Source organism: Nonomuraea glycinis, assembly GCF_035920485.1.
Taxonomy (GTDB): Bacteria; Actinomycetota; Actinomycetes; order Streptosporangiales; family Streptosporangiaceae; genus Nonomuraea; species Nonomuraea glycinis.
This window is the reverse complement of record NZ_CP109166.1, coordinates 3,202,280-3,224,767: the sequence shown is the minus strand read 5'-3', so window position 1 is coordinate 3,224,767 and position 22,488 is coordinate 3,202,280. Positions and strand designations below refer to the sequence as shown.

The window sequence follows — 22,488 nt, the reverse complement described above, 5'->3', positions numbered from 1 at the left end:
GTCAAATTCTGGCCAGCCTTTATTGATGCTTAGGACGGCTTTAAGGATGTGATGCGATGGCCGCCGGCCGGATCCCCGGACAGCGGTGGTACACCCCCTACCTGTTCGCGATACCGGCGCTCGCCCTGTTCGGCGTGTTCTTCGCCTGGCCGGCGGTCACCGCGATCCAGCTGTCGTTCCTGGAGTACGACGTTGTGTCGCCACCGGTCTTCGTAGGGGTGGAGAACTTCACCAGGATCGTCGCGGACGACAGGTTCTGGACCGCGCTGCTCAACTCGCTGCTCTTCCTGGTGGGCATGTTCCCGCTGCTGGTGGTCCTGCCGCTGCTGCTGGCGGTGCTGGTCAACCAGAAGCTGCCCGGCATCAGGACCTTCCGGATGCTCTACTACCTGCCCGTCGTGACCTCGATGGTCGCGGTCGGCGTCGCCTGGGAATACGTCTTCCACCAGCAGGGCGTCCTCAACTGGATGCTCACCGGCGCGGGCATCCTCGACCAGCCCATCCAGTATCTCCTCGACCCCTTCTGGGCGCTGCCCGCGCTCGTCCTGGTCGAGGGCTGGAAGAGCATGGGCTTCTACATGATGATCTACCTCGCCGGCCTGCAGACCATCCCCACCAACCTGTACGAGGCCGCCAGGGTCGACGGCGCCACCGCCTGGCACCGGCTGCGCCACATCACGGTGCCGCTGATGGTGCCCTACATCGCGGTCGCGGTGACGGTGGAGATGCTCGACGCCATGCAGGCCTTCACCTCCATCTACGTGATGACCAGGGGCGGCCCGCAGGACGCCACCCTCACCCTCGGCTACTACATCTGGTCGGTGGCCTTCGAGCACTACGAGATGGGCTACGCCAGCGCGATCGGTCTGGTCCTGTGGGTGCTGATGATCGGCCTGGCCATTCTCAACTACCGGCTCACCCGGGGACGGACGGTCATGCCATGATGCTGCGGCGCGCGGGGATGTACCTCCTGCTGACGGCGATCGCGCTGACCTTCGTCGGCCCGTTCCTGATCCTGATCTCCGCGGCGCTGAAGCCCCCGGGCCAGGCCGTGTTCAGCTTCCCGCCCGACGTCATCCCCCGGCCACCGGTCCTCACCTGGGTGATGGAGGCCTGGACCGCCATTCCCTTCCCCGCCTACCTGCTCAACTCGGTGATCTACGTCGGCGTGACGGTGCCGCTCTACATCGTGGTGGCCGCGATGTGCGCCTACCCGCTCGCCCTCATGGACTTCCGCGGCAAGAACCTCATCTTCTTCGCCATCCTGTCCACGATGTTCCTGCCGAGCGAGGTCATGCTCATCCCCAGGTTCCTCGTGGTCTCCCAGCTCGGGATGGCCGACACCTTCGCGGGGGTGATCCTGCCGGGGGTGCTCTCGGCCTTCGGGATCTTCCTGCTCCGCCAGACGTTCGCCGGCGTGCCGCGCGAGATCGTGGACGCCGCCCGCACCGACGGCTGCCACGAGCTGCGCATCTTCTGGCACGTCATGCTCCCCGCCGCCCGGCCCACCCTGGCCATTCTCGGCATCTTCGGCTTCATCTCGGTCTGGAACAGCTTCATCTGGCCGCTCGTGGTGCTCAAGGACTCGGCGAAGTATCCGGTCGCGCTGGGGATCGCCTACCTCGCCGGGATCACCGGCACCGATGTTCGCAGTCTGGCGGCCGGGACGATCATCTCGATCATCCCGGTCGTCATCGTCTTCATGATCATGCAACGGCACGTACTCGAAGGCATGCGCGGCGCGGTCAAGGGCTGACGCCGCCGGAGGTGATGGATCGATGTTGACACGCAGGCAGTTCGGCCTCGGCGCGCTCGCAGCGGGCGTCCTCGGCACCGTACACACAGGCACGGCTCGCGCCTCGGCGGGCTACGACTACACGGCACGGCAGACGTTCGACCAGTTCGACCGGGACTTCCATGCCGGCGGCGGCGTGGGGCAGCCCACGGACCTCAACGAGCACGGCGGCCTGGCCTGGGGCCAGTCCTACGTGCTGGCGGGCTTCATCCGGATGTACGAGGCCTACCAGGACACGCACTACCTGGAGCGGCTCATCACCAACATCGACCTGGTGCTGGCCAACCGCGACTCCGAGCGCGGCGTGGCCGACTACCGGGGCGAGTCGCTGCCCGCGTGGCGGGCCATGCACCCCTACACCGTGGGCCTGGTCGCGCTGGCGGACGCGGCCGGCCGGCCGGTGCTGGAGGTACGCAGCTCGGTGTCGTACGCCGACCTGACCTCGGCCACCGTGCTGGCCGGCAGCGCCGCGGACCGCTTCACGTTAGAGGTGAAGAGCAGCAGGAACGGCGCGACCTCCACCTTCACCGACCTGTCCATGGACCCGGCCTCCCCGGACTACGCGGTGACCAAGATCCTCAACGCCTACCCGACGCCCAACCAGGTCACCGCGCGTGACCTCGACCCGTCCGGCACCACCCCGCCCGCCCAGGGGACGAACCCGCTCGTCTCCCAGCCCGTGCTCTTCGCCGTGCACACCGGCATGATCACCTACCCGATCGCGTCGTTCGCCCGGATCGTGCTGGGCACGCCCAAGCTCCGCGCCAACCCGCGCTACCGCGCGAAGGCCGTGGAGTACCTCGCCGCCGCCAAGGCCGCGGCCGCCGTGCACGACCGTGAATGGCGGCAGACCGACGACGGCGGCGGGTACCTCACCTGGGTCAAGGGCACCCCGCTCGGCTACGACGGCACCGAGATGCCCACCAACCAGTTCCTCGCCCTCGGCCTGACCTACGCCGAGATCGCCGCCGCCACCGGCGACCCGGTCTACGCCGACCGGACCCGGCGGATGGCCCGCACCCTCGCCCGCGAGCTCAAGACCAACGAGAAGGGCGCCTACACCTGGACCTACTGGCCGACGTTCGGCGTGACCTACAACGGCTTCTCGGCCGCCGACGGCATCTCCGAGTTCACCCCGTCCGGCCGGGGCGCCAAGCAGCGCGAGGACCTCAGCCACGGCGCGATCGACGTGGAGTTCGCCGCCCTCGCCTTCCGCCACAAGCTCGGCTTCAAGGGCGTCGACATGGTCCGGCTGGCCAAGACCTACAGCAAGAACATGGCCACCACCGAGCCCGACGGCGTGCCGACCACGTCCCTGTACGTCGACGGGACCGGCGGCCTGGCCGCCGCGGGCCAGTATCTCCAGGCGCCGCGCTGGCTGGCCGTCGCGCAGTGGGATCCGGCGACGTTCGAGCACGCCCGGTCCATCTACGAAGCCCGCGCGCTCGTACCCAGCCAGGGCTCGCACATCGCGGGCGTCGCCTACCTCAACTGGGCGGCCCGCCGCCTCAGCTGACCCGTCACTTGGCGAAGGAGGCCGCGGCGCTCAGGAAAGCGTCGTTGGCCTCCGGGTCGCCGATGGAGACCCGGGCGCCCTCCCCCGCGAACGGGCGCACCGCCACCCCCTCGACCGCGCACGCCGCGGCGAAGTCCATGGTCCGCTCGCCGAGCCGGAGCCAGACGAAGTTCGCCTCCGTGGGCGGCACCGTCCAGCCCTGCGCGATGAGCGCCTCGCGCACCCGGGTGCGCTCCTTGACCACGGAGTCGACCCGTTCGAGCAGCTCGTCCTCCACCTCCAGCGACGCGATGGCCGCCACCTGGGCGAGGTGGTTGACGGCGAACGGGACGATCGTCTTGCGTACGGCCGCGGCCACCGGCTCGTGCCCGACCACATAGCCCACGCGCAGCCCCGCCAGGCCGTACGCCTTGGAGAAGGTGCGCAGCACGCACACGTTGGGCCGGTCGCGGTAGAGGAGCAGGCCGTCGGGGACGGACTCGTCGCGCACGTACTCGCGGTAGGCCTCGTCCAGCACGACCAGGACGTCCTCGGGGACCCGGTCGAGGAACGCCAGCAGCTCCTGGCTCCGGATCGAGGTGCCGGTCGGGTTGTTGGGGTTGCAGACGAAGACCATGCGGGTGTCCGGGGTGATCGCCTCGGCCATGGCGTCCAGGTCGTGGTCCTCACCCGCCAGCGGCACCTGTACGGACCGCACTCCGGCCAGGTCGGCGAGCAGCGGATATGCCTCGAACGAGCGCCACGCGTAGATCACCTCGGCGCCGGGCTCGCCCACGGTCTCGAACAGCTGCTGCGCCACGGTGACCGAGCCCGCGCCGAGCGCGATGTGCTCGACCGGCACGCCGAACCGCGCCGCGATGGCCTCGGTCAGCTTGACCGCCCCCGGATCGGGATAGCGATTGACCTGCCGCGCCCCCTCGGCGATCGCCTCCACCACCGACGGCAGCGGACCGTAGGGCGATTCATTGGAAGAGAGCTTGTACGACCGGCCGTCGGGAGTCATCACGGCCTTGCCCGGCTTGTAGGCGGGCATGGTGTCCAGAATCGGACGGAAACGAGGCATGGCCACACCATAAGGCAGCAGCCCGAAGCACCACACCATGGGTGGTCATCGTTACCGACATTTTTGTCGGTGACATCTGCGTCACCGACAGAAATGTCGGTAACCTTGATGTCATGGATTTCGTCGGCAGGGAAGCCGAGCTCCGCACGCTCCAAGATTGGTGGGAGGAGCGAACCCCGCGCCCGGCACTGATCTGGGGTCGCCGCCGCGTCGGCAAGACCGCGCTGCTCCAGCACTTCGCGCGCGACAAGCGGGTGATCTTTCACACGGGTGGCGGGCGCACTCCTGTCCGGGAGTTGCAGGAGCTGTCCAGCAGAGCCGCCTCGACGGTCGCCGCATCCACACGAGACCTGGTCAACCGACCCTACGAGACATGGGACGAGGCACTGGACAGCCTCAGCAGGGAAGCAGGGGACGAGCCGCTCCTGCTCATCCTCGACGAGTTCCCCGAGCTGATCACCTCGGCCCCCGAGCTCGAAGGCGTGCTCCGCGCCTTCCTCGACCATGCCCACGGCCGATCCCGCTTGCGGATCATCGTGTGCGGCTCGGCCGTGCGGACCATGAGGGCCGTTCAGGAGTACCGAGCCCCCCTGTACGGGCGATTCGACCTGACCATGCAGCTTCACCCCTTCCGCCCGCACGAGGCGGCAGAGATGCTGCCCGATCTCACACCTGCCGATCGGGCGCTGGTCTACGGCATTCTCGGCGGCATGCCGCTCTACCTCTCTTGGTGGCGCTCGGAGTTGTCCATCGAACGCAATCTCGCCCGCCTGGCCTGCCATCCCGACGCCAAGATGATCAGGGAAGGAGATCTGGTCCTGGCGACAGAGGCCGGCAAAGGCGTCCACCTCGCCGCGGCCCTCCAGGCCATCGCCGAGGGCTACACCAAGCACAACGAGATCGCGGACGCCATCCGGGCCGATCCCAGCCGGACCCTCAACGACCTTCTGGCACTCCGGCTGGTCGAACGCATCCAGCCGGTCACGGACACCGGCCGCAGCCGCCGGAAGATCTACCGCATCGCGGACAACTTTCTCGCCTTCTATCTCGGCACGCTCTCCCGGGTGCTCCCCGAGATCGACCGTGGTCTCGGCGAGACCGTGCTTCCGGTGCTCGTCGAATCTCTCAACGACCATCTGGGCGATGCCTGGGAGGAGGCGTTCCGCGACCACCTGCGGCTACGAGCCGCCGACATCCACCCGCAGGTCGTCGCCATCGGACCCTGGTGGCAGGCAGACGGTCAGCACCAGATCGACGCCGCCGTGCTGACCGGGCGCTCCCGGCGACCGGTCCTGGTGGGAGAGGCGAAATGGGGCAAGAAGGTGAACGCGTCCCGCATCATCTCAGGGCTCGCGGCGAAGGCCGCTCATATGACGTCAGAGGCCGGAGAGCTCCGATTCGCGGTGTGCGCCCGCGACGAGATCACCCACGCGCCCCCTGGCACGCTCTGCGTGACCGCCGCCGACATCTTCCCTGACCCTGAGGGTTCTGCGGACGAAGTGACGAGTTCAGGCCGGACGAAGTGACGAGCCGCAGGGTCGGCCACCTGAGGGGTTACTCCTTCAGGGAGCGGAGCATCGGGGGGTGGAGGAGTTCGGCGGGGCCGCGGCGGTAGAGCTTGGCGGGGCGGCCGCCGTCTCTCGTCGTGGTGGCGCCCGTCTCCACCAGGAAGCCTTCGGCCTTGGTGACCTTGCGGTGGAAGTTGCGCGGGTCCAGCGGGCGGCCCCAGACGATCTCGTACACCCGGCGCAGGTCCGCCACCGTGAACTCCGGCGGGCAGAACGCGACGCCGAGCGAGGTGTATTCGAGCTTGGCCCTGGCCCGCTCGACGCCGTCGAGCATGATGCGGCGGTGGTCGAAGGCCATGACGGTCAGCGCGTCGATCGGCTGCCAGCTCATGTGGGCCTTCTCCGAGGCGGGCAGGTCGGGGGCGAGGCCGAGGTAGGCGACGCTGAGGACGCGCTGGCGGGGGTCGCGGTCGGGGTAGCCGTAGGTCTGGAGCTGCTCCAGGTGGACGGGGGCGCCGGGGAGGCCGGCCCGCTCGGCGAGGACGCGCTGGGCCGCCTGCGGCAGGTCCTCGTCGAGCTGGATGAAGCCGCCGGGCAGTGACCAGCGGCGCAGGAACGGCGGGTTGTCGCGCCGCCAGACGAGCGCGCTGAGTGCCTGGCAGCGCACAGTGAGCACGACCAGGTCGACGCTGACCGGGATGCTCGGAACCATGGCAGGCACGTTACACGCCCGTGGGATCACCGAGGGTCAGGTCGGGACACGGACGTGCAGCGGCTCGGTCGTGAACTGACCCGAGGGGATCTTCACGTTCACCTTGATCCACTCCCCCGGCTGCACCTGGGTCCAGTCGAACGGCACCCAGGCGGTCTGCATGTGCTCGGGCAGGTCCTCCAGGGGGTCCTTGTCCAGCCAGCCCACGTCGGCGACGACGAGGTCGGTGGCGCCGCTCTCCCAGGCGATGGAGACGGTGCCGTTCTCCAGGTTGTAGCCGCGCACCTCCAGGCCGTCCTGCGGGTCGCGGGCGCGCCTGATGGCGTCCACCGCGATGGGGCGCTGCCAGTCCTTGGTGATCTCGGTCTCCGGCGAGGGCGTGCCACAGGTCATGAAGTCGCTCCACATGTAGGAGACGACCTTCTGCACGTACCGGCCGGCCATGGTGACGGCGTGGTCCAGGCGTTCCTTGTCGGTCTTGCCGCGGGTGCCGTGCGAGGCGCACGGCTTGTCGCCGGACGGCTCGAACGCCTCCACATTGGCCCACAGCTCCACCTCGTAGTTGCCGCCCTCCAGCATCTCCTCGCGGGCCTTGGCCATCTCGCGGTAGTAGTCGCGGGTGGAGCCGTGGTAGGCGGTGTCGTAGGTCGCCTCGCCCACGACCGGGCGCAGCCGCGTGTCCACCTCGTCGTCGCCCTCGTCCGGCCAGAACAGGCCCACCTTGCCGGTGCCCCGGCTGTCCTGCGGCGCGATGATGCCGACCCCGGTCCTGGCCAGCGCCTTGAACGCCTCAGCCACCTGCTCGGGCGTCTGGCCGAAGGCGACCCGTTTGCGAGCGTCCAGGTAGGGGCTGATCAGGATGGGCTTGTCCGGCAGCTCCTGTTCGACGATCCGGTGCTGACCCGCGTACACCTCCAGGGTGGGGTTGGTGGCCAGCGTGTCGCTCATCTGCACCTCGAACGGCTGGTAGACGCCGCCGAGCGACTCCCGGCCGGCGAAGCGCACCCCGTAGTCCTGCACGATGCGCCGGGTCAGCGTGGTGAGGACGTCGATGTGCTTCGGGTTGGCCCTGATCGGCGTCTTCGGGTCGCGCGGGGCCAGCGGCAGCGCGGGGAAGATCTGCATGCCGAACTGGTCGCCCAGGTCGAGCAGCTTGGTGAGGCTGTCCTCGGGCGCGCCGGCGATGAGGATCAGGTCGTACGTCCGGCCCTTGCTGAAGTCGCACGAGGCGTCGTCGGAGCCGTCGGGGGGCGCCAGCATGCGGAAGTAGAGGCGCTTGCCCGCGGAGATCGTGCGTTCCATCGGCGTGCACCTGAACAGGTCCTCGCCGAACGACTCGTCGGTGCGGTAGACGTACGTGCGTCCGATGCGGTTGTCGGGGTTGACCTTCTTGAGGTCGCGCTCGGCGGCGTCGTGGCAGGACAGGCCGTCCTCGACGCACTTGGTGTAGAGCGGGTCGAGGTCGCCGTCCTTGGCCTTGACGAAGCCCTTGTCGTCGACGAAGCGGAACTGCAGGCCGTAGCCGATCCTGATGATGGTGTCGCCGCCGACGTTGTGGATCTGCTGCAGCTGGCTGCGCCAGGTGCACGGGTTGGACCGGGGCGTGATCCAGTAGCCGGTGATGGCGTAGGGCGCCTTCTGCTCGGTCTCGAACGTTCCACAGGGGTCGGTGAACTCGCTCACCTTCGGCGTCGGCTGGGTGCGCGCCGGAGACGGGTTCGGCTCTTGGGCGGCCGTCTTGACGGGGGCGTCCTCAGGCAGGACCACGATCACGACGGCTACCGCGGTCAGGATCACTGCGCCCAGGATGACGAAGAGCCAGCGCACGTTGAGGAACCTACCGCCTTAGTGATCTGCCGGGCATAAACGGCTAATGCTTGACACCGGCCCACGCCTCAAGCTGCGTCACGAACCGCTTGGCCGAGTTGGGCCAGTGGTGGTTCGTGCGGGCGGCCGTGTAGCCGCGCGCGCCCTGCGCCCGCCGCTCACGCACGTCGTCCCGCAGGGTCAGCACCGCCTGCGCCACCGCCTTGGGGTCCTCCCAGGGCACCACGACGCCGCTGCCGTAGCGCTCCACGAGCTCCACCGCCCGGGGGGACGGGGTGGTGATGACAGGGATGCCGTGCGCCATGTACTCGACGATCTTGGTGGGCATCGAGTGCCGGTAGTTCGGCTCGTCGTGCAGCAGCGACAGGCCCGCCAGCGCGCCGTCGAGCCGCTTGAGCGCCTCGTCGTTGGGCATGAAGTCGCGCCACTCCAGCAGGCCGTCGGTGACCGCCTGGTTGAGCACCGGACGGCTCTGCGGGTCGGCGTAGCCGATCAGCTCCACCCCGACCCGGTACGGCTGCAGCAGCTTGGCGACCTCCACGGCCTCCAGCACCCCGCGGGCCCTGGACAGCCAGCCGAGGTAGACGACCCGGTCCTCGCCCGGCGGGGTGACCGCGTCGGGCACCCACGTCTCGTTCGGCACGATGAGGTGGGCGTGCTTGAACCGGCCCGCGTAGGCGGTCTCGGCCAGCAGCAGGTTGAGGTGGTTCTCGGCGAGGCTCTCCAGCATCCGGGCCAGGAAGCGCACCGGCGGGCGCAGCAGCGACGGCAGCCAGGGCTTCAGCGACAGCGTCGCCGGGGTGTCCTCGTGCACGTCCCACACCACGGGCGGCCTGTTGCGCAGCCCCCAGACCGCGAACAGCAGCTCGGGGTCGTGGATGAGCACCAGGTCGACCTTGCGCCGCATGCGCTTGAACAGCTTGCGAGCCGCCCACACGGCCGAGATCCGTTTACGCTGAGCCGCCCTGGGCAGATCGACACCGGTCACCCAAGGTCGCGGAACGACGCCGTGAGCCGAGAAAGAGGCGGCGTACGTGACCTCATGACCGGCGTCCACAAGGGCGCGGATCTGCCTATGCAGGATTCTCGCGTCCTCGGGGTTATGCACCACCGTCATGACGAGCACGTGCACTGCGCGCAACCCTCCGTCGCTACAGCCGCTCGACGCGTTCACCCTCGGTGAGAACACCGCGGGTGTCGAGCACGAGCTTGGCTTTGGCCTCGACCATGCCGAGGTCGAACGCGGCGTGCTGCTGCAACAGCAGCGTCACGTCGGCATTGGCCACGGCCTCGGCCAGATTTTCCTCTCGCGGCACAGGAGTGCCGTCCACGGACCACTCCTTGACGTACGGATCCGCGAACGTGAGCTCCGCCCCCAGTTCCAGCAGCGCACGCGCCACCGGCAGGGCCGGGGTCTCCCGTTCATCGGCAATGTCCGGCTTGTACGTCACGCCGAGCATAACGACTCTCGCGCCGTTCACAGGCTTCTTGTACCTGTTGAGCAAGCGCTGGACGCGGGCCACCACGTAGGACGGCATCCGCTCGTTGATCTCCTGCGCCAGCTCGACGAACCTGAACGGGTAGCCGAGCTTGCGTACCGTGTAAGACAGGTAGGACGGGTCCACGGGGATGCAGTGACCCCCGACGCCCGGTCCCGGCAGGAACTTGTGGAAGCCGAACGGCTTGGTCGCCGCGGCCTCGATCGATTCCCACAGGTCGACGCCCAGCTCGTCGCAGAAGATCGCCATCTCGTTGACGAGGGCGATGTTGACGTGCCGGTAGGTGTTCTCCAGCAGCTTGGCCATCTCGGCCTCGCGGGTGCCGCTGACGGGCACCACCTGCTCGATGAACTGCCCGTAGAAGGCGGTCGCGCGGTCCCGGCAGCCGGTGGTGAACCCGCCGACGACCTTGGGCGTGTTGCGCAGGCCGTACTTGGGGTTGCCCGGGTCGATGCGCTCGGGGGAGAAGGCGAGGTGGAAGTCCTTGCCCGCGACCAGGCCCGAGGCTTCGAGCAGCGGGCGGGCCACCTCGTCGGTGGTGCCGGGCCAGGTGGTGGACTCCAGCACGACCAGGGTGCCTTCGGTGAGGTTGCGCGCGACGGTCATGGTCGCGCCCTCGACGGAGGACAGGTCCGGTCGGTGGTCCTCGTCCAGCGGGGTCGGCACGCAGATGACGACGGTGTTGCTTCTGGCCAGCACGGTCTCGTCCAGCGTGGCGCTGAAGCCGTTGGCCAGCATGTGATCGAGATCCGCGTCGGTCAGGTCGTCGATGTAGGACTGGCCGGCGTTGAGCGCCTCCACCTTGCGGGGGTCGACGTCGACGCCCACGACCCGGAGCCCGGCGGCCACCGCCTCTTTGGCGAGCGGCATACCGACGTAGCCCAGACCGATGACAGCCAGGTCTATTTCTGTCACAGCTGTGCCCTGGAGAGCCGGAAACAACACTTCATGGTCGCAAAGGTTATCTCAAGTCCACCTAGCTCACGCCTAATGCGAGCGAACCTGTCAGAACAGACAGCCAAACGGTAGGTCATGACTCGGCAAGCGTTCGGTAGACGGTGCGGTAAGTTTCGGCAACGCGGCTCCAGGTGCGCTTGGCCGCGACCTCCGCGCGCCCCGCCTCACCCATCTCCGCACGTCTGGCAGGGTCCTGGCTGAGCGCGGCGAGCGCCTGGGCCAGCTCCGCCGGGTCGCCCGGTGGCACGAGCAGGCCCGCGCCGTCGGAGCCGACCAGCTCCGACAGGGCCGGCAGGTCGCTGAGCACGACCGGCTTGCCCAGCGCCATCGCCTCGACCGGCTTCAGCGGCGTGACCAGCCGGGTCACCCGGAGGTCGTCGCGCGGGCAGACGAAGATGTCGATGGCGTCCTGAGCCTGCAGCGCCTCCTCGGGGCCCACCCGGCCGGGCAGGATCGCCGTGGCCAGGCCCAGCTCCTCCACCAGCTCCAGGAGGGCGGGACGCTCGGTGCCGTCGCCGACCAGCAGCACCCGCACCGGCGTGCCCTCGTCGCGCAGCAGCGCCGCCGCCCGCAGGAGGGTCGCGAAGCCCTCGTAGCCGACCAGGCTGGAGACCGAGCCGACGACGATCTCCTTGTCGTCGATCCCCATCTGCCGCCGGAACGACGCGCCGTCGTAGTGGGCGGTCAGCAGCTCGTCGTCGACCGCGTTGGGGGCGAGATAGATCTTGTCCCTCGGCACGCCGCGCTCGACGATCTCGGTGGCCATCGTCTCGGCCAGCGTGACGACCGCGTCGGCCTCGCGCATCAGGAACGCCTCGCGCTCGCGCTGGAGCACGTGCCGCTCACTGCCGATGCGGACCGGATCGCGCGAGGCCCACGTCTCCTCGAGGAAGCCGCGCACCTCGTACACGAAGGGCGTGCCCGTACGGTCGCGGACGGCGTGCGCGACCGAGCCGTTGCGGTGGTCGGTGGCGGCGTGCACCACCTGCGGGCGCAGCTGCGTGACGAGCTTGGTGACGGCGTCGGCGCCCTTGACCATGCGGCCGTGCATCTCGAACGGCACCTCGCCGCGCCCGTCGGGGATCAGCCGGTAGTAGGGGATCCCCTCCAGCTCCTCGTACGGCGAGGCGTCGGCGTGCCCCTGCAGCATGGGCCAGCCCCAGCTGGTCACCACGTGCGGGTCGAGCCCCGCGACCTTCTGCGCCGTGACGATGCGGTGGGTCCTGACCGTGTAGCCGGCCTGGGTGTAGGGCAGCGCGTTGGTGACCAGGTGCACCACGCGACCGGCGACCCGCTCCAGGATGGCCACCTTGGGCCCCGGCGGGATCGGGTCGGGGCTGATCGCGGCCAGCTCGCCGCGGTAGTAGGCGGCCCGGCGCTTGACGAACGGATACTTGGTGAAGGGTTCGAGCACCTCGGCGGCCTGGGTGACCCTGCCGGTGTCCCAGTGCTCCTTGGCGTCGTTCCACGGCGCCCTGATCAGGCGCATGCCGAACTTGCGCACCATGCGCCGGGCCTGGCGGGCGGCCGGCCAGGCCACCTTGCCGACGACCGGGCGCAGCCGGGGCGGCATGGCGTCGGCCGCGGCCTGGGCGGCGCGGACCGGATCGGCTCGTACCTTCGTCGTGACGACGCGGGTGACGATGATCGGATGCTGGAGGAAACCCTTGAGAAGTCCACCGACGCCGGCACGGGCAGACTTCGCGGAAACTCCAGCGGGAACCTTGGAGGAGTCTTGACGACTGGCGTCGGATGGCACGCGGTGACCGTACCATAGGCAGCGTTTTTTCCCTTCCGCTATGAAAGGCGAGGTCAATGAGGGAGAACCCCCTGGTCCTGCACGTTTTGGGTGCTCGTCCCAATTTCGTGAAAGCGGCCCCGGTGGTGCGAGCACTCGGCGAGCTCGGTGTGCGGCAGGGCATCATCCACACCGGTCAGCACTATGACGCGCTGATGTCGGACGTCTTCTTCGCCGACCTGGGCCTGCCCGAGCCGGTGGCGAACCTGGCCGTCGGCTCCGGCACGCACGCCAGGCAGACCGCCGCGCTGCTCGTCGGCCTGGAGGACACCTTCCAGGAGCAGTCCCCCGACCTCGTGGTCGTCTATGGAGACGTGAACTCCACGCTGGCGGCCATCCTGGTCTGCGCCAAGCTCGGCATCCCCAGCGCGCACGTCGAGGCGGGGCTGCGCTCGTTCGACCGGGGCATGCCGGAGGAGGTCAACCGGATCGTCACCGACTCGCTGTCCGACCTGCTCTTCGCCACCTCCCCGGAGGCGCTGTCGCACCTGGCGGCCGAGGGCGTGCCCGCCGCCAAGGTCCACCTGGTGGGCAACCCCATGATCGACAGCCTGTTCTCGGCGCTGCCGTCGCTCGACCCGGCGCCGGTGGTGGCCCGGCTGGGCCTGCCGGAGCGCTACGCCGTGGCGACGCTGCACCGCCCCGCCAACGTCGACACCCCCGAGGCCGCGCACGAGCTGGTCTCGGCCGTGCTGGAGGTGTCGCGGCAGATCCCGCTCGTGGTGCCGATCCACCCGCGCGGCCGCACCCGGCTGGCCGAGGCGGGGCTGGTGGACAGCCCTTCGGTCCGGGTCGTGGACCCGCTGGGCTACGTGGACTTCCTCTCCCTCGTCCGGGGCGCCGCGCTGGTCGTCACCGACTCGGGCGGCGTGCAGGAGGAGACGACCATGCTGGGCGTGCCCTGCCTGACCGTACGGCCCAACACCGAGCGGCCGATCACCATCACGCACGGCACCAACCGCCTGGTCACGCCCGCGCTGCTGCCCGCCGCGGCGGAGAAGGCGCTGGCCGACGGGGCGATCACCCCTTCCGGCTCGCAGCCCCCGCTCTGGGACGGCGCCGCGGGGCCGCGCATCGCCCGGGTGATCTCCGCCTGGCTCAAGGGGGACAACCTCTCCCCTGCCGCGCAGGGGATCCGTTCCGAATAACCCCCACATTTCGTACGGCTGCCGCCGTAACATGACATACCCCGCAGAGCGTTAGGCGAGTACCCATGGCCGAATCCCCAGAAGAGCCCACGTTCCAGCGACTCGGCCCCGTCAACTGGCTGCCCGAGGAGCGCAAGCTCGTCGAGCGGTACGAGACGGAGATCGTCGAGCTGCGCAGGCGGCTGGAGATAGCCGAGGCCAAGGCCGCCTACGCCGGCTGGAAGCTGGAGGCCACCCAGGCCAAGCGGACCTTCAAGCTGGGCGAGGCGATCGGGTCCAAGAGCCCCGGCAAGATGCTGGAGGCGGTCAGGTCCAAGGCCAAGGCTCCCAAGGCGCCCACGCCGGTCACCGAGGCGGTCGAACTGGCCAACCACCGGCCGCCACAGGTGACGGTGCCGCCGGCCAAGTGGCCGCTCGGGCCGGTGACCCGGCCCGACCTGCGGGTGGCGGTGATCCTGGACGACTTCTCCAGGATGGCCTTCAAGTACGAGTGGGACCAGATCGAGTTCGGGCTCAAGGACTGGCCGGAGATCTTCGCCGACAAGCGGCCCGACGTGCTGTTCTGCGAGTCGGCCTGGCACGGCAACCAGGGCCGCTGGCGCTACCAGATGACCGGCACCAACGCGCCCAAGGAGCCGCTGCGCGACCTGGTCGCCTGGTGCCGGGCCGAGGGGATCCCGACGGTCTTCTGGAACAAGGAGGACCCGCCGAACTTCGACTTCTTCATCGACACGGCCAAGCTGTTCGACTACGTGTTCACCTGCGACGGCGACATGGTGCCGAAATATCGCGAAGTCCTGGGACACGATCGGGTGGACGTGCTGCAGTTCGCGGCCCAGCCCCGCGTGCACAACCCGATCCAGCAGAAGCAGGGCCGCCTGCACGACGTGGTCTTCGCCGGGATGTACTTCCGCGACAAGCACCCCGAGCGCCGTGAGCAGATGGAGACCGTCCTCGACCCCGTACGCGAGCTCGGCCTGCACATCTTCGCCCGCAACGGCGAGGTGGACGACAAGTACGGCTGGCCGGAGAAGTACCGCCCGCACATCGTCGGCGAGCTCCCCTACGACCAGATGCTCGCCGCCTACCGCATGTACAAGGTCTTCCTCAACGTCAACTCGGTGCTGGACTCGCCCACCATGTGCGCGCGCCGCGTCTTCGAGCTCTCGGCCTGCGCCACCCCGGTCGTGTCCGGCTGGTCCAGGGCCATCGAGGAGACCTTCGGCGACCTGGTGCCCATCGCCCGCGAGCCGGTCGAGTCGTACAACCAGGTCCTGCACCTGATCAACAGCCCCGAGCTGCGCGCCCGGATGGGCCATCTGGCCATGCGCGAGGTCTTCGACAAGCACCTGTTCTCCCACCGCGTGGACCAGATCCTCCAGATGCTCGGCCGGCCCACCCAGCCCCGCTCGCGCTCGATCTCCGTGGTGCTGCCCACCAACCGCGCCTCGCAGATCGAGCACGCGATCTCCTCGGTGGCCAAGCAGATCCACCGGCCGCTGCAGCTCATCATGGTGCTGCACGGCCTGGACATCGACCCCGTCGTGGTGGCCGACAAGGCGCGGATGGCCGGCATCACCGACGTCACGGTGCTGCCCGCCGCCCCCGAGCTGTCGCTCGGGGCCTGCATGAACCTGGGCATCGCCGCCGCCGAGGGCGAGCTGATCGCCAAGATGGACGACGACAACCTGTACGGCGAGCACTACCTGTCGGACCTGGTCCGCGCCTTCGACTACTCCGACGCCGAGCTGGTCGGCAAGGGCGCCCACTACGCCTACTTCGAGGGCCGCAACACCACGATGCTGCGCCTGCCCGGCCTGGAGCACCGCTACTCCTTCCTGGTGCAGGGCGGCACGTTCCTCGGCACGGCGGAGATGTTCCGCTCCTACGGCTTCCCCGACCTGACCCGGGGCGAGGACACCCACCTGGTCCGCAGGCTGAAGGAGGACGGGGTGAAGATCTACTCCGCCGACCGGTTCAACTTCGTCTACTGGCGCAGCGCCGACGCCGCCATGCACACCTGGCAGGCCGACCACATCAAGCTGACCAGGAACGCCCAGTTCTCCTTCGCGGGCCGCCCCGACGACCACGTGCTGATCTGAGTCAGGCGGCGCCGCTCCGCGTCAGGTGGCGCCGCTCCGCGTCGGGCGGCGCCGCTCCTGCGTCAGGTGGCGACGCGGGAGAGGTTCTGGTCGGCCAGCCGGCCCAGCTCCAGCAGCCCGGCGCGTTTGACCTCCTTGCCCACCACCATGAGGCTCATGACGACGGTGCCGCGGCGGATCACCACCGAGCCGATCTGCGCGTTCCTGTCGCCGCCCGACGCGGTGGTCAGGTAGGCGCGCGACTCGTCGCCCTGCCGGGGCATGTCCAGGTCCTGGGTGCGGTAGGTGACCTCGGTGCCGTGCACGTCGGCGGTGTAGGTGCCGCACCGGACGGGCAGCGGGCCGGGGAACGCGGCCGGCGGGAGCGCCACCACGGCCTGGCTGATGGAGCCCCGCTCGTTGGCGAAGGCGATCACGGCCGCGGGCGCGCGGGCGATCTCCGGCCTGGCCGGGTCGAGCTGGGGCGCGCCGGCGCACTCCGGCCGGTTCAGCTTGGACTGCCGGACGGCCGCCAGGCCCTGCTGGGTGGACTTGAGCGTGCCGAACGCGCCGACCTCCGGGCCGTGCACCACGCGCATCCCCTTGGGAACCGGCAGCAGGACGGCCCGCAGCTTGCCCGCCAGGGCGGCGGACGGCGAGGGCGCCTGGGCCGTCTTCACCGGCTGCTCGGCGACCCCACTCGCGGCACATCCCGCTATGACCGTCATGCTCAGACATATCCCCGAAAAGGCCTTAAGCATGAATTCTCCATTTCACTTCAGCGACGGTGAATAGACGCTAGAGGAAACGGCGAACGCGAGGGCGGGCAACGTCGCTATTCACGGAATTCGACGGCTTCGGGGATGGGGGTCCGTACGTTCTCATCTCTGCTACCAGCGGCTTCACCCTTTGCCACCGTTTTTGCAGGAGTTTCCGTACGTTGCCTACGCCGGATAATACCGGCACCAGATCGCGCTAAATGTTGCTCGAAGGAGTGCGCGTCTCCACGCCGTATCCGGCCATGGTGATGATGCTCGCGGCATGAGCGACATCTCGGCATCACCAGGCCGGACCCGCGATCCCGGAAAGGAGCGGACTCTTTCGCGCCGCGACTTCCTCGACGGGATCGCCATGACCGCCGGCCTGGCCGCCGTCGGCTCGCGGGACGGCCTCACCGCTTTCGAGGCGCCCACGACAGGCCCTGAGATGCCCCACAACGCCGCACCGGCCCCCGGCGTCGCAGGGTGGCACGGTGACACGGCTCATGCGCTCAGCGTGCCGCACGCGCTGCGGGACGGCCGGTTCTGGGAGTACGCGGGTCCCGCCGTCCCCACCGGTGAGCACTACGACCTGGTGGTGGTCGGCGCGGGGACCAGCGGGCTGACCGCGGCCGCCGAATGGCTGCGCGCCGCCCCGGACGCGCGCGTGCTCATCCTGGACAACCACGAACGGCTCGGCGAGCGCCGGCGCGGGCCCGGCCACGCGCCGTACGACAGCGTGATGTGCGACCGGGAGACCTTCCCGGTGGAGACGCTGGTCCGGTACGAGCCCGAGGGCACCGCCGAGCGGTGGATCTCCCGCCTGCCGGTCGCCGACCGGGCCAGGGCGGACCTGCTCCGGCTCTACCGGGACGCGCCCGACTGGTTTCCCCGGCTGTCGGCCGAGGAGAAGCAGGAGCGGCTGGCCGGGTTGACGTACTCGGACTTCCTGCTGAAGGTGTGCGGGGCGCACCCGGACGTCGAGCGGTTCTGCCGGACCATGTCCAGCGCCGCCTGGGCCTACGACACCCGGGCCTTCGGCGCGATCGACGCCTGGGGCAGCACGCACGGCCGTACCCACGGCCATGCCCACGGCCATGCCCACAGCCGTACCCACGGCGATGCCCGCCCAGATGCCCGCAGAGACGCCCGCAGAGACGCCCACGGCCCCGACCACGGCCCTGCCCACGGCTGGGCCCGGGGTTGGGACTATCCCGGGTTCGACGGCTTGGGGCTGGACGCCGGGAAACCGTCGCGGTTCAACGCGCCCAGCGTGCAGCGGGACTGGCGGCGCCGCCCCGGCGACCCCCAAGACCCGATGGACCCGATGGACCCGGTGGACCCGTTGATCCCCGGTCCGGCCGGGGCGCCGGTGGGCCTGCTCGCCGCCGCCGCCCTGGACCGGCCCGGCGATCCGGTCCGGCTGCGGCTGTCCAGCCCGGTGGTCTCGGTACGCGACGAGGGCCCGCCGGGGGCCGTGAGCGTCGGCTACTTCGACGGCCACGAGGTCAGGACCGTCGCCGCCGGGGCGGTGATCCTGGCCTGCTGGAGCATGGTCGTCCCCTACCTGATCCCCGACCTGCCGGCCGAACAGCGCCGGGCACTGGCCGCCGCGGTGCGGCTGCCGACGGTGGAGGCCGTGGTGCGGCTGCGGGACCGGCGGGCGTGGCAGCGGGTCGGCGTCACCCGCACCCGCTGGACCGGCGCGTACTGGTACGCGACGGAGCTGGCCGAGGAGGACAGGGGGCCGGTCACCGCGCGGCTGCTGGCCGCGCCCTGCCGCTCGGAGCTGGGGCCCGCCGAGGGGGCGGCCGAGGGGCGGCGGGCACTGTTCAGGACGCCGTACCGCTTCCTGGAGCACAGCGCCCGCGACCAGCTCGCCCGGCTGCTCGGGCCCGGCGGGTTCGACCCGGACAGGGACGTCGTGGGGATCGAGATCCGCAGGTGGGGCCATGGGCACGCGGCCGAGTACGGGCGGCCCTGGCACGCGTTCTACCCCGACGGCCCGTTCCCGGCCGAGGTGGCGAGCAGGCGGTTCGGCCGGATCGCGATCGCCGGCTCCGACACCGCCGTGGGCGGGACCGGCGGCGCCGTCGCCGCGGCCCGCCGAGCCGTGGCGGAACTGTCCCTGTGAAGGCGTCGCCGCGGCACGCCGAGCCGTGGCGGAACTGTCGCTATGAAGGCGCCTTTTACGACCGCGTCCGGCACGGGCAGAGAGTTGCCCCGGTAACAACATGGAACATCCTGTTCCTCCCCCTGCGTCGGACGCATAATCGGTGCTAGTCTCCTGTGCGATCTTCCGGAGGTGTATTTACACCAGGTGTGGAAATGCCCTCGACTCCTGAGGTTGGGACATGGGCTCGCAAAACCGGTCAATTCGGTTCAAGATCTTCTTATTACTGCTGCTACCCCTCCTGTCCTTGAGCGCGCTCTGGGGCTTCGTTCTCAACCTCACGGTGAGCGACGGCCAGTCACTCCTGCGAGGCGACACGCTTTACCGGACGGTCGGCGTCACCTCGACCGAGCTGGGACTACAACTTCAGGCCGAGCGCGAAGGCTCGGTCGTCGCGGTCACCACCCGTGAGCTCACCGAGGACCTCGGCGAGCAGCGAGCGCGCACGGACCGGGCGGTGGCGGCCTTCCAGCGGGCCACCGTCGAGGCCGAGGGCGAGATCTCCGAAGAGATGCGGGTGCCCCTCGCCATGCTCCGCATCGAGCTGTCCCGGCTCGAGTTCATCCGCACCGACATCGACGACGGCCAGAGCTCCCGGCTGACCGGACTCAACAGGTACAACCAGGTGCTCGACGCGGTGTTCAGGTTCTACGACCACCTGACCCCCGTGCCCGACCTGTCGGTCTACCAGCAGGCCTCCTCCCTGCAGACGCTGGGCAACGCCCGCGAGTTCGTCGCCAGGGAGCACGCGCTGATCAGGGCCGTCCTCATCGACAAGCGGCTGACCGGGCCGGAGGCCGCCGCCTTCGCCGAATACGTCTCCTCCCGCAAGTATCTGCACGCCGGCGGCCAGGCGGGCCTGGAGATCCAGCTCCGCAAGCCGTACGAGCAGCTCTTCCAGAGCGAGCCGTTCCTCGCCTTCGCCACGATGGAGGCGCGGATCATCAGGACGGGCGCGCCGCCGCCCGACGCGCAGGCCTGGAACTCCACCATTGACCATTTCACCGCCCAGCTGGACAAGCTCGGCGCCTCGGCGGCCGAGGCGCTCGCCGCTCGCGCGGCGGACGGGGCCAACGCCATCCGGGTGCAGATCGGCGTCGCGGGCGGCGTCGGGCTGATCGCCGTACTCGCTTCGATCATCATCTCGGTGCGCTTCGGCCGCCGCCTGGCCGCCGAGCTGGCCGGGCTGCGCGCCGTCGCCGTCGAGCTGTCGGAGCAGCGCCTGCCCGCGCTGGTGGACCGGCTGAACAACGGCGAAGAGGTGGACGTCGACAAGGCCACCAAACCGATCAAGGTCATCGGCTCCGCCGAGATCACCGACGTGGCCAAGGCGTTCGGCTCCGTGCAGCGCACCGCCGTGCTCGCGGCGGTCGGCCAGGCCGCGCTCCGGCGCGGTGTCAGCCAGGTCTTCCTCAACCTCGCCCGGCGCAAGCAGGGTCTGCTGCACCGCCAGCTCGCGCTGCTCGACTCCATGCAGCGCCGCACCCACGACCCCGACCAGCTCGAAGAGCTCTTCCGGCTGGACCACCTGACCACCCGCATGCGCCGGCACGCGGAGAGCCTGATCATCCTGTCCGGCTCGGCCCCCGGCCGGGCCTGGCGCAAGCCGGTGCCCGTGGTGGACATCGTCCGGGCCTCCGTCGCCGAGGTCGAGGACTACACCAGGGTCGACGTCGAGAACATGCCCGGCAGCGCCATCGACGGCGGCGCCGCGGCGGACCTCACGCACCTGGTCGCCGAGCTGGTCGAGAACGCCACGCTCTACTCCCCGCCGCACTCCACCGTCCAGGTGCGCGGCGACCGGGTGAGCAACGGCTACACGATCGAGGTGGAGGACCGCGGGCTCGGCCAGTCCGCCGAGGAGTACGCGGCCTACAACGCGGTCCTGTCGAACCCGCCAGAGTTCGACCTCGCCGACAGCGACCGGCTCGGCCTGTTCGTGGTGGCCAAACTGGCCGAGCGGCACGGCATCAACGTGCTGCTGCGCCGCTCCCCCTTCGGCGGCACCACGGCCATCGTGTTCCTGCCCGCCGCGCTCATCACCGACCAGGCCGAACTCCCCGCCGCGCCCGAGGAATCGGCCGTGCTGCCCGCCCGTACGAGGAAGAAAGCGCTCGCGGTCGTGAGCGGCGGCACCCACGCGGGCTTGCCAAGGCGCGTGCGGCAAGCCAACCTGTCATCCCGGCTCAAAGACGGCGCGCCGCCCGAGCCGGAGCCTGAGCGGACCAACGAACGCTCTCCCGATGAGGTACGCGACATGTTCTCCGCGTTCCAGCGGGGAACACAGCGCGCCCGAGAAGAAGCAAATGAGGAGGGGGAGGCATGAGTGTGCCGACGACCAACACCGGTGAACTGAATTGGCTCCTTGACGACCTGACGACCCGAGTGGGCGCGGTCAGGCAGGCGGTGATCCTGTCGACGGACGGGCTGGCGGTCGGGCACTCCAAGGGCCTGACGCGCGAGGACGCCGAGCATCTGTCGGCCGTCGCGTCCGGGTTCCAGAGTCTGGCCCGCGGCACGGGGCGGCACTTCGGCGGCGGAGACGTACGCCAGACCATCGTCGAGATGGAGTCGGCGTTCCTCTTCGTGACGGCGGCGGGGCAGGGCACCTGCCTGGCGGTGCTCGCCGACGCCAACGTCGACGTGGGCCACATCGCCTACGAGATGGCGATGCTGGTGAAGCGGGTGGGGCAGCACATCACCACCAACCCGCGAACCGCCTCATGAGCGCGAACCAGTGGTTAGACGACGACGCGGGGCCGATCGTCCGGCCCTACGCCCTCATTCGCGGACGCACGAGGTCCTCGGGGGACACGTTCGACCTCATCGCGACCGTCAGCGCCATCGGCGAGCCGACTTCGGACCTCGGCCCCGAGCAGTTGCTGATCTACCGGGCGGCACGTAGTCCGATCTCGGTGGCCGATCTGGCCGTCGAGCTCGACCTGCCGGTCGGGGTCGTCCGAGTGATGCTCGGCGACCTGCGTGACCGCGACCTGATCAAGGTGACGTCCCCCTCAGCCGCCGGGTCGCGCCCGAATGAGGGCATTCTCAAGGAAGTGATCAATGGACTCCGTGCTCTCTGAGGATCCAGTCGCACTGAAGATCCTCATCGCCGGCGGCTTCGGCGTGGGCAAGACCACCCTGGTCGGGGCGATCAGCGAGATCAGACCGCTGCGCACGGAAGAGGTCCTCTCCGACCGCGGGATCGGCGTCGACGACATCGACGGCGTCGAGACCAAGACCACCACGACCGTGGCGATGGACTTCGGCCGGATCACCATCCGCGAGGGGCTCGTCGTCTACCTGTTCGGCACGCCCGGCCAGGAGCGGTTCTGGTTCATGTGGGACGAGCTGAGCTACGGCGCGCTGGGCGCGGTCGTGATCGCCGACACCCGGCGGCTGACCGACTGCTTCCCCTCCGTCGACTACTTCGAGCAGCGTGGCACGCCGTTCGTGGTGGCGGTCAACTGCTTCGACGGGGCCGACCGGCACACCGTCGACGACGTGCGGATCGCGCTGGACCTGGACCACGACGTGCCCGTGATGCTGTGCGACGTACGGCGGCGCACCTCCGCCAAGGAAGTGATGATCACCCTCGTCGAGCACTCGCTCAGGACCCTGACCGCCGCCGGGTAACGCGCCCGGCCGGCTGA

Annotated in this window: 18 protein-coding genes; 11 read left to right on the top strand and 7 right to left on the bottom strand. The window is 69.6% G+C overall.

The features are described from left to right. Positions 1 to 56 precede the first annotated feature (56 nt). From OHA68_RS15145 to OHA68_RS15135, 3 genes are read left to right on the top strand one after another with little or no spacing between them, the layout of a single operon-like run. Positions 57 to 944: a carbohydrate ABC transporter permease gene (locus tag OHA68_RS15145; RefSeq protein WP_327108207.1), complete on the top strand. Its 888-nt coding sequence runs from the start codon at positions 57 to 59 to the stop codon at positions 942 to 944. After that, positions 941 to 1,756 (top strand): carbohydrate ABC transporter permease, encoded by an 816-nt coding sequence (locus OHA68_RS15140; RefSeq protein WP_327108206.1) that lies wholly within the window; start codon positions 941 to 943, stop codon positions 1,754 to 1,756. Before OHA68_RS15145 ends, OHA68_RS15140 begins: the two co-directional genes overlap by 4 nt. A 22-nt stretch (positions 1,757 to 1,778) precedes the next feature. Beyond that, positions 1,779 to 3,311 (top strand): hypothetical protein, encoded by a 1,533-nt coding sequence (locus tag OHA68_RS15135; protein ID WP_327108205.1) that lies wholly within the window; start codon positions 1,779 to 1,781, stop codon positions 3,309 to 3,311. 4 nt (positions 3,312 to 3,315) lie between these two features. Here OHA68_RS15135 and hisC read toward each other — a convergent pair whose 3' ends face one another. Further along, on the bottom strand, positions 3,316 to 4,374 hold the full coding sequence (gene hisC, locus OHA68_RS15130) for a histidinol-phosphate transaminase (RefSeq protein WP_327108204.1): 1,059 nt from the start codon (positions 4,372 to 4,374) through the stop codon (positions 3,316 to 3,318). Between the two features lie 113 nt (positions 4,375 to 4,487). Between hisC and OHA68_RS15125 the strand changes: the two genes are divergently transcribed. Beyond that, positions 4,488 to 5,900, top strand: coding sequence for an ATP-binding protein (locus tag OHA68_RS15125; protein ID WP_327108203.1), 1,413 nt, complete (start codon positions 4,488 to 4,490; stop codon positions 5,898 to 5,900). A 28-nt stretch (positions 5,901 to 5,928) separates the two neighbouring features. Here the strand turns inward: OHA68_RS15125 and OHA68_RS15120 are convergent, their stop codons facing one another. From OHA68_RS15120 to OHA68_RS15100, 5 genes are all read right to left on the bottom strand, one after another. Beyond that, the gene (locus OHA68_RS15120; RefSeq protein WP_327108202.1) at positions 5,929 to 6,594 is read right to left on the bottom strand and encodes an NUDIX hydrolase; all 666 of its coding nucleotides are present in this window, start codon (positions 6,592 to 6,594) and stop codon (positions 5,929 to 5,931) included. Positions 6,595 to 6,630: 36 nt separating this feature from the next. Beyond that, positions 6,631 to 8,421 carry a DUF4434 domain-containing protein gene (locus OHA68_RS15115; protein ID WP_327108201.1) on the bottom strand — a complete coding sequence of 597 codons (1,791 nt, stop codon included), beginning with the start codon at positions 8,419 to 8,421 and terminating at the stop codon, positions 6,631 to 6,633. 43 nt (positions 8,422 to 8,464) lie between these two features. Then, entirely contained in the window at positions 8,465 to 9,553 is a 1,089-nt protein-coding gene (locus OHA68_RS15110) for a glycosyltransferase (RefSeq protein ID WP_189142945.1), read from the bottom strand. Positions 9,554 to 9,572: 19 nt separating this feature from the next. Beyond that, the gene (locus OHA68_RS15105) at positions 9,573 to 10,835 is read right to left on the bottom strand and encodes a nucleotide sugar dehydrogenase (protein ID WP_327108200.1); all 1,263 of its coding nucleotides are present in this window, start codon (positions 10,833 to 10,835) and stop codon (positions 9,573 to 9,575) included. Between the two features lie 115 nt (positions 10,836 to 10,950). After that, entirely contained in the window at positions 10,951 to 12,636 is a 1,686-nt protein-coding gene (locus OHA68_RS15100) for a glycosyltransferase (protein ID WP_189142790.1), read from the bottom strand. Positions 12,637 to 12,692: 56 nt separating this feature from the next. Between OHA68_RS15100 and wecB the strand changes: the two genes are divergently transcribed. Together wecB and OHA68_RS15090 are read left to right on the top strand one after the other, a co-directional pair. Further along, positions 12,693 to 13,823, top strand: coding sequence for a non-hydrolyzing UDP-N-acetylglucosamine 2-epimerase (wecB, locus tag OHA68_RS15095; protein WP_327108199.1), 1,131 nt, complete (start codon positions 12,693 to 12,695; stop codon positions 13,821 to 13,823). Positions 13,824 to 13,888: 65 nt separating this feature from the next. After that, positions 13,889 to 15,925 (top strand): glycosyltransferase family protein, encoded by a 2,037-nt coding sequence (locus OHA68_RS15090; RefSeq protein WP_327108198.1) that lies wholly within the window; start codon positions 13,889 to 13,891, stop codon positions 15,923 to 15,925. A gap of 62 nt (positions 15,926 to 15,987) precedes the next feature. On the opposite strand, the gene OHA68_RS15085 is transcribed toward OHA68_RS15090, so the two are convergent. Continuing rightward, entirely contained in the window at positions 15,988 to 16,632 is a 645-nt protein-coding gene (locus tag OHA68_RS15085; protein WP_327108197.1) for a hypothetical protein, read from the bottom strand. Between the two features lie 313 nt (positions 16,633 to 16,945). Between OHA68_RS15085 and OHA68_RS15080 the strand changes: the two genes are divergently transcribed. The 5 genes from OHA68_RS15080 to OHA68_RS15060 all read left to right on the top strand — a co-directional run bounded on the left by OHA68_RS15080 (position 16,946) and on the right by OHA68_RS15060 (position 22,471). After that, a complete protein-coding gene (locus OHA68_RS15080; RefSeq protein ID WP_327108196.1) occupies positions 16,946 to 18,796 on the top strand; it encodes an NAD(P)-binding protein in 1,851 nt (616 codons plus the stop codon). A 286-nt stretch (positions 18,797 to 19,082) separates the two neighbouring features. After that, complete coding sequence (locus OHA68_RS15075; protein ID WP_327108195.1) at positions 19,083 to 21,161, top strand: sensor histidine kinase; 2,079 nt, start codon at positions 19,083 to 19,085, stop codon at positions 21,159 to 21,161. Beyond that, a complete protein-coding gene (locus OHA68_RS15070) occupies positions 21,158 to 21,562 on the top strand; it encodes a roadblock/LC7 domain-containing protein (protein WP_189142785.1) in 405 nt (134 codons plus the stop codon). Before OHA68_RS15075 ends, OHA68_RS15070 begins: the two co-directional genes overlap by 4 nt. Then, the gene (locus OHA68_RS15065) at positions 21,559 to 21,918 is read left to right on the top strand and encodes a DUF742 domain-containing protein (protein WP_327108194.1); all 360 of its coding nucleotides are present in this window, start codon (positions 21,559 to 21,561) and stop codon (positions 21,916 to 21,918) included. Before OHA68_RS15070 ends, OHA68_RS15065 begins: the two co-directional genes overlap by 4 nt. Continuing rightward, the gene (locus tag OHA68_RS15060) at positions 21,899 to 22,471 is read left to right on the top strand and encodes a GTP-binding protein (RefSeq protein WP_189142783.1); all 573 of its coding nucleotides are present in this window, start codon (positions 21,899 to 21,901) and stop codon (positions 22,469 to 22,471) included. Before OHA68_RS15065 ends, OHA68_RS15060 begins: the two co-directional genes overlap by 20 nt. The last annotated feature ends 17 nt before the right edge of the window (positions 22,472 to 22,488 follow it).

What these genes read in the sequence shown, in the direction of transcription:
- OHA68_RS15145 (WP_327108207.1), top strand. Translation starts at nt 57, where the DNA reads ATGGCCGCCGGCCGGATCCCCGGACAGCGGTGGTACACCCCCTACCTG.
- OHA68_RS15140 (WP_327108206.1), top strand. Translation starts at nt 941, where the DNA reads ATGATGCTGCGGCGCGCGGGGATGTACCTCCTGCTGACGGCGATCGCG.
- OHA68_RS15135 (WP_327108205.1), top strand. Translation starts at nt 1,779, where the DNA reads ATGTTGACACGCAGGCAGTTCGGCCTCGGCGCGCTCGCAGCGGGCGTC.
- hisC (WP_327108204.1), bottom strand. Translation starts at nt 4,374, where the DNA reads ATGCCTCGTTTCCGTCCGATTCTGGACACCATGCCCGCCTACAAGCCG.
- OHA68_RS15125 (WP_327108203.1), top strand. Translation starts at nt 4,488, where the DNA reads ATGGATTTCGTCGGCAGGGAAGCCGAGCTCCGCACGCTCCAAGATTGG.
- OHA68_RS15120 (WP_327108202.1), bottom strand. Translation starts at nt 6,594, where the DNA reads ATGGTTCCGAGCATCCCGGTCAGCGTCGACCTGGTCGTGCTCACTGTG.
- wecB (WP_327108199.1), top strand. Translation starts at nt 12,693, where the DNA reads ATGAGGGAGAACCCCCTGGTCCTGCACGTTTTGGGTGCTCGTCCCAAT.
- OHA68_RS15090 (WP_327108198.1), top strand. Translation starts at nt 13,889, where the DNA reads ATGGCCGAATCCCCAGAAGAGCCCACGTTCCAGCGACTCGGCCCCGTC.
- OHA68_RS15085 (WP_327108197.1), bottom strand. Translation starts at nt 16,632, where the DNA reads ATGACGGTCATAGCGGGATGTGCCGCGAGTGGGGTCGCCGAGCAGCCG.
- OHA68_RS15080 (WP_327108196.1), top strand. Translation starts at nt 16,946, where the DNA reads ATGAGCGACATCTCGGCATCACCAGGCCGGACCCGCGATCCCGGAAAG.
- OHA68_RS15070 (WP_189142785.1), top strand. Translation starts at nt 21,158, where the DNA reads ATGAGTGTGCCGACGACCAACACCGGTGAACTGAATTGGCTCCTTGAC.
- OHA68_RS15065 (WP_327108194.1), top strand. Translation starts at nt 21,559, where the DNA reads ATGAGCGCGAACCAGTGGTTAGACGACGACGCGGGGCCGATCGTCCGG.
- OHA68_RS15060 (WP_189142783.1), top strand. Translation starts at nt 21,899, where the DNA reads ATGGACTCCGTGCTCTCTGAGGATCCAGTCGCACTGAAGATCCTCATC.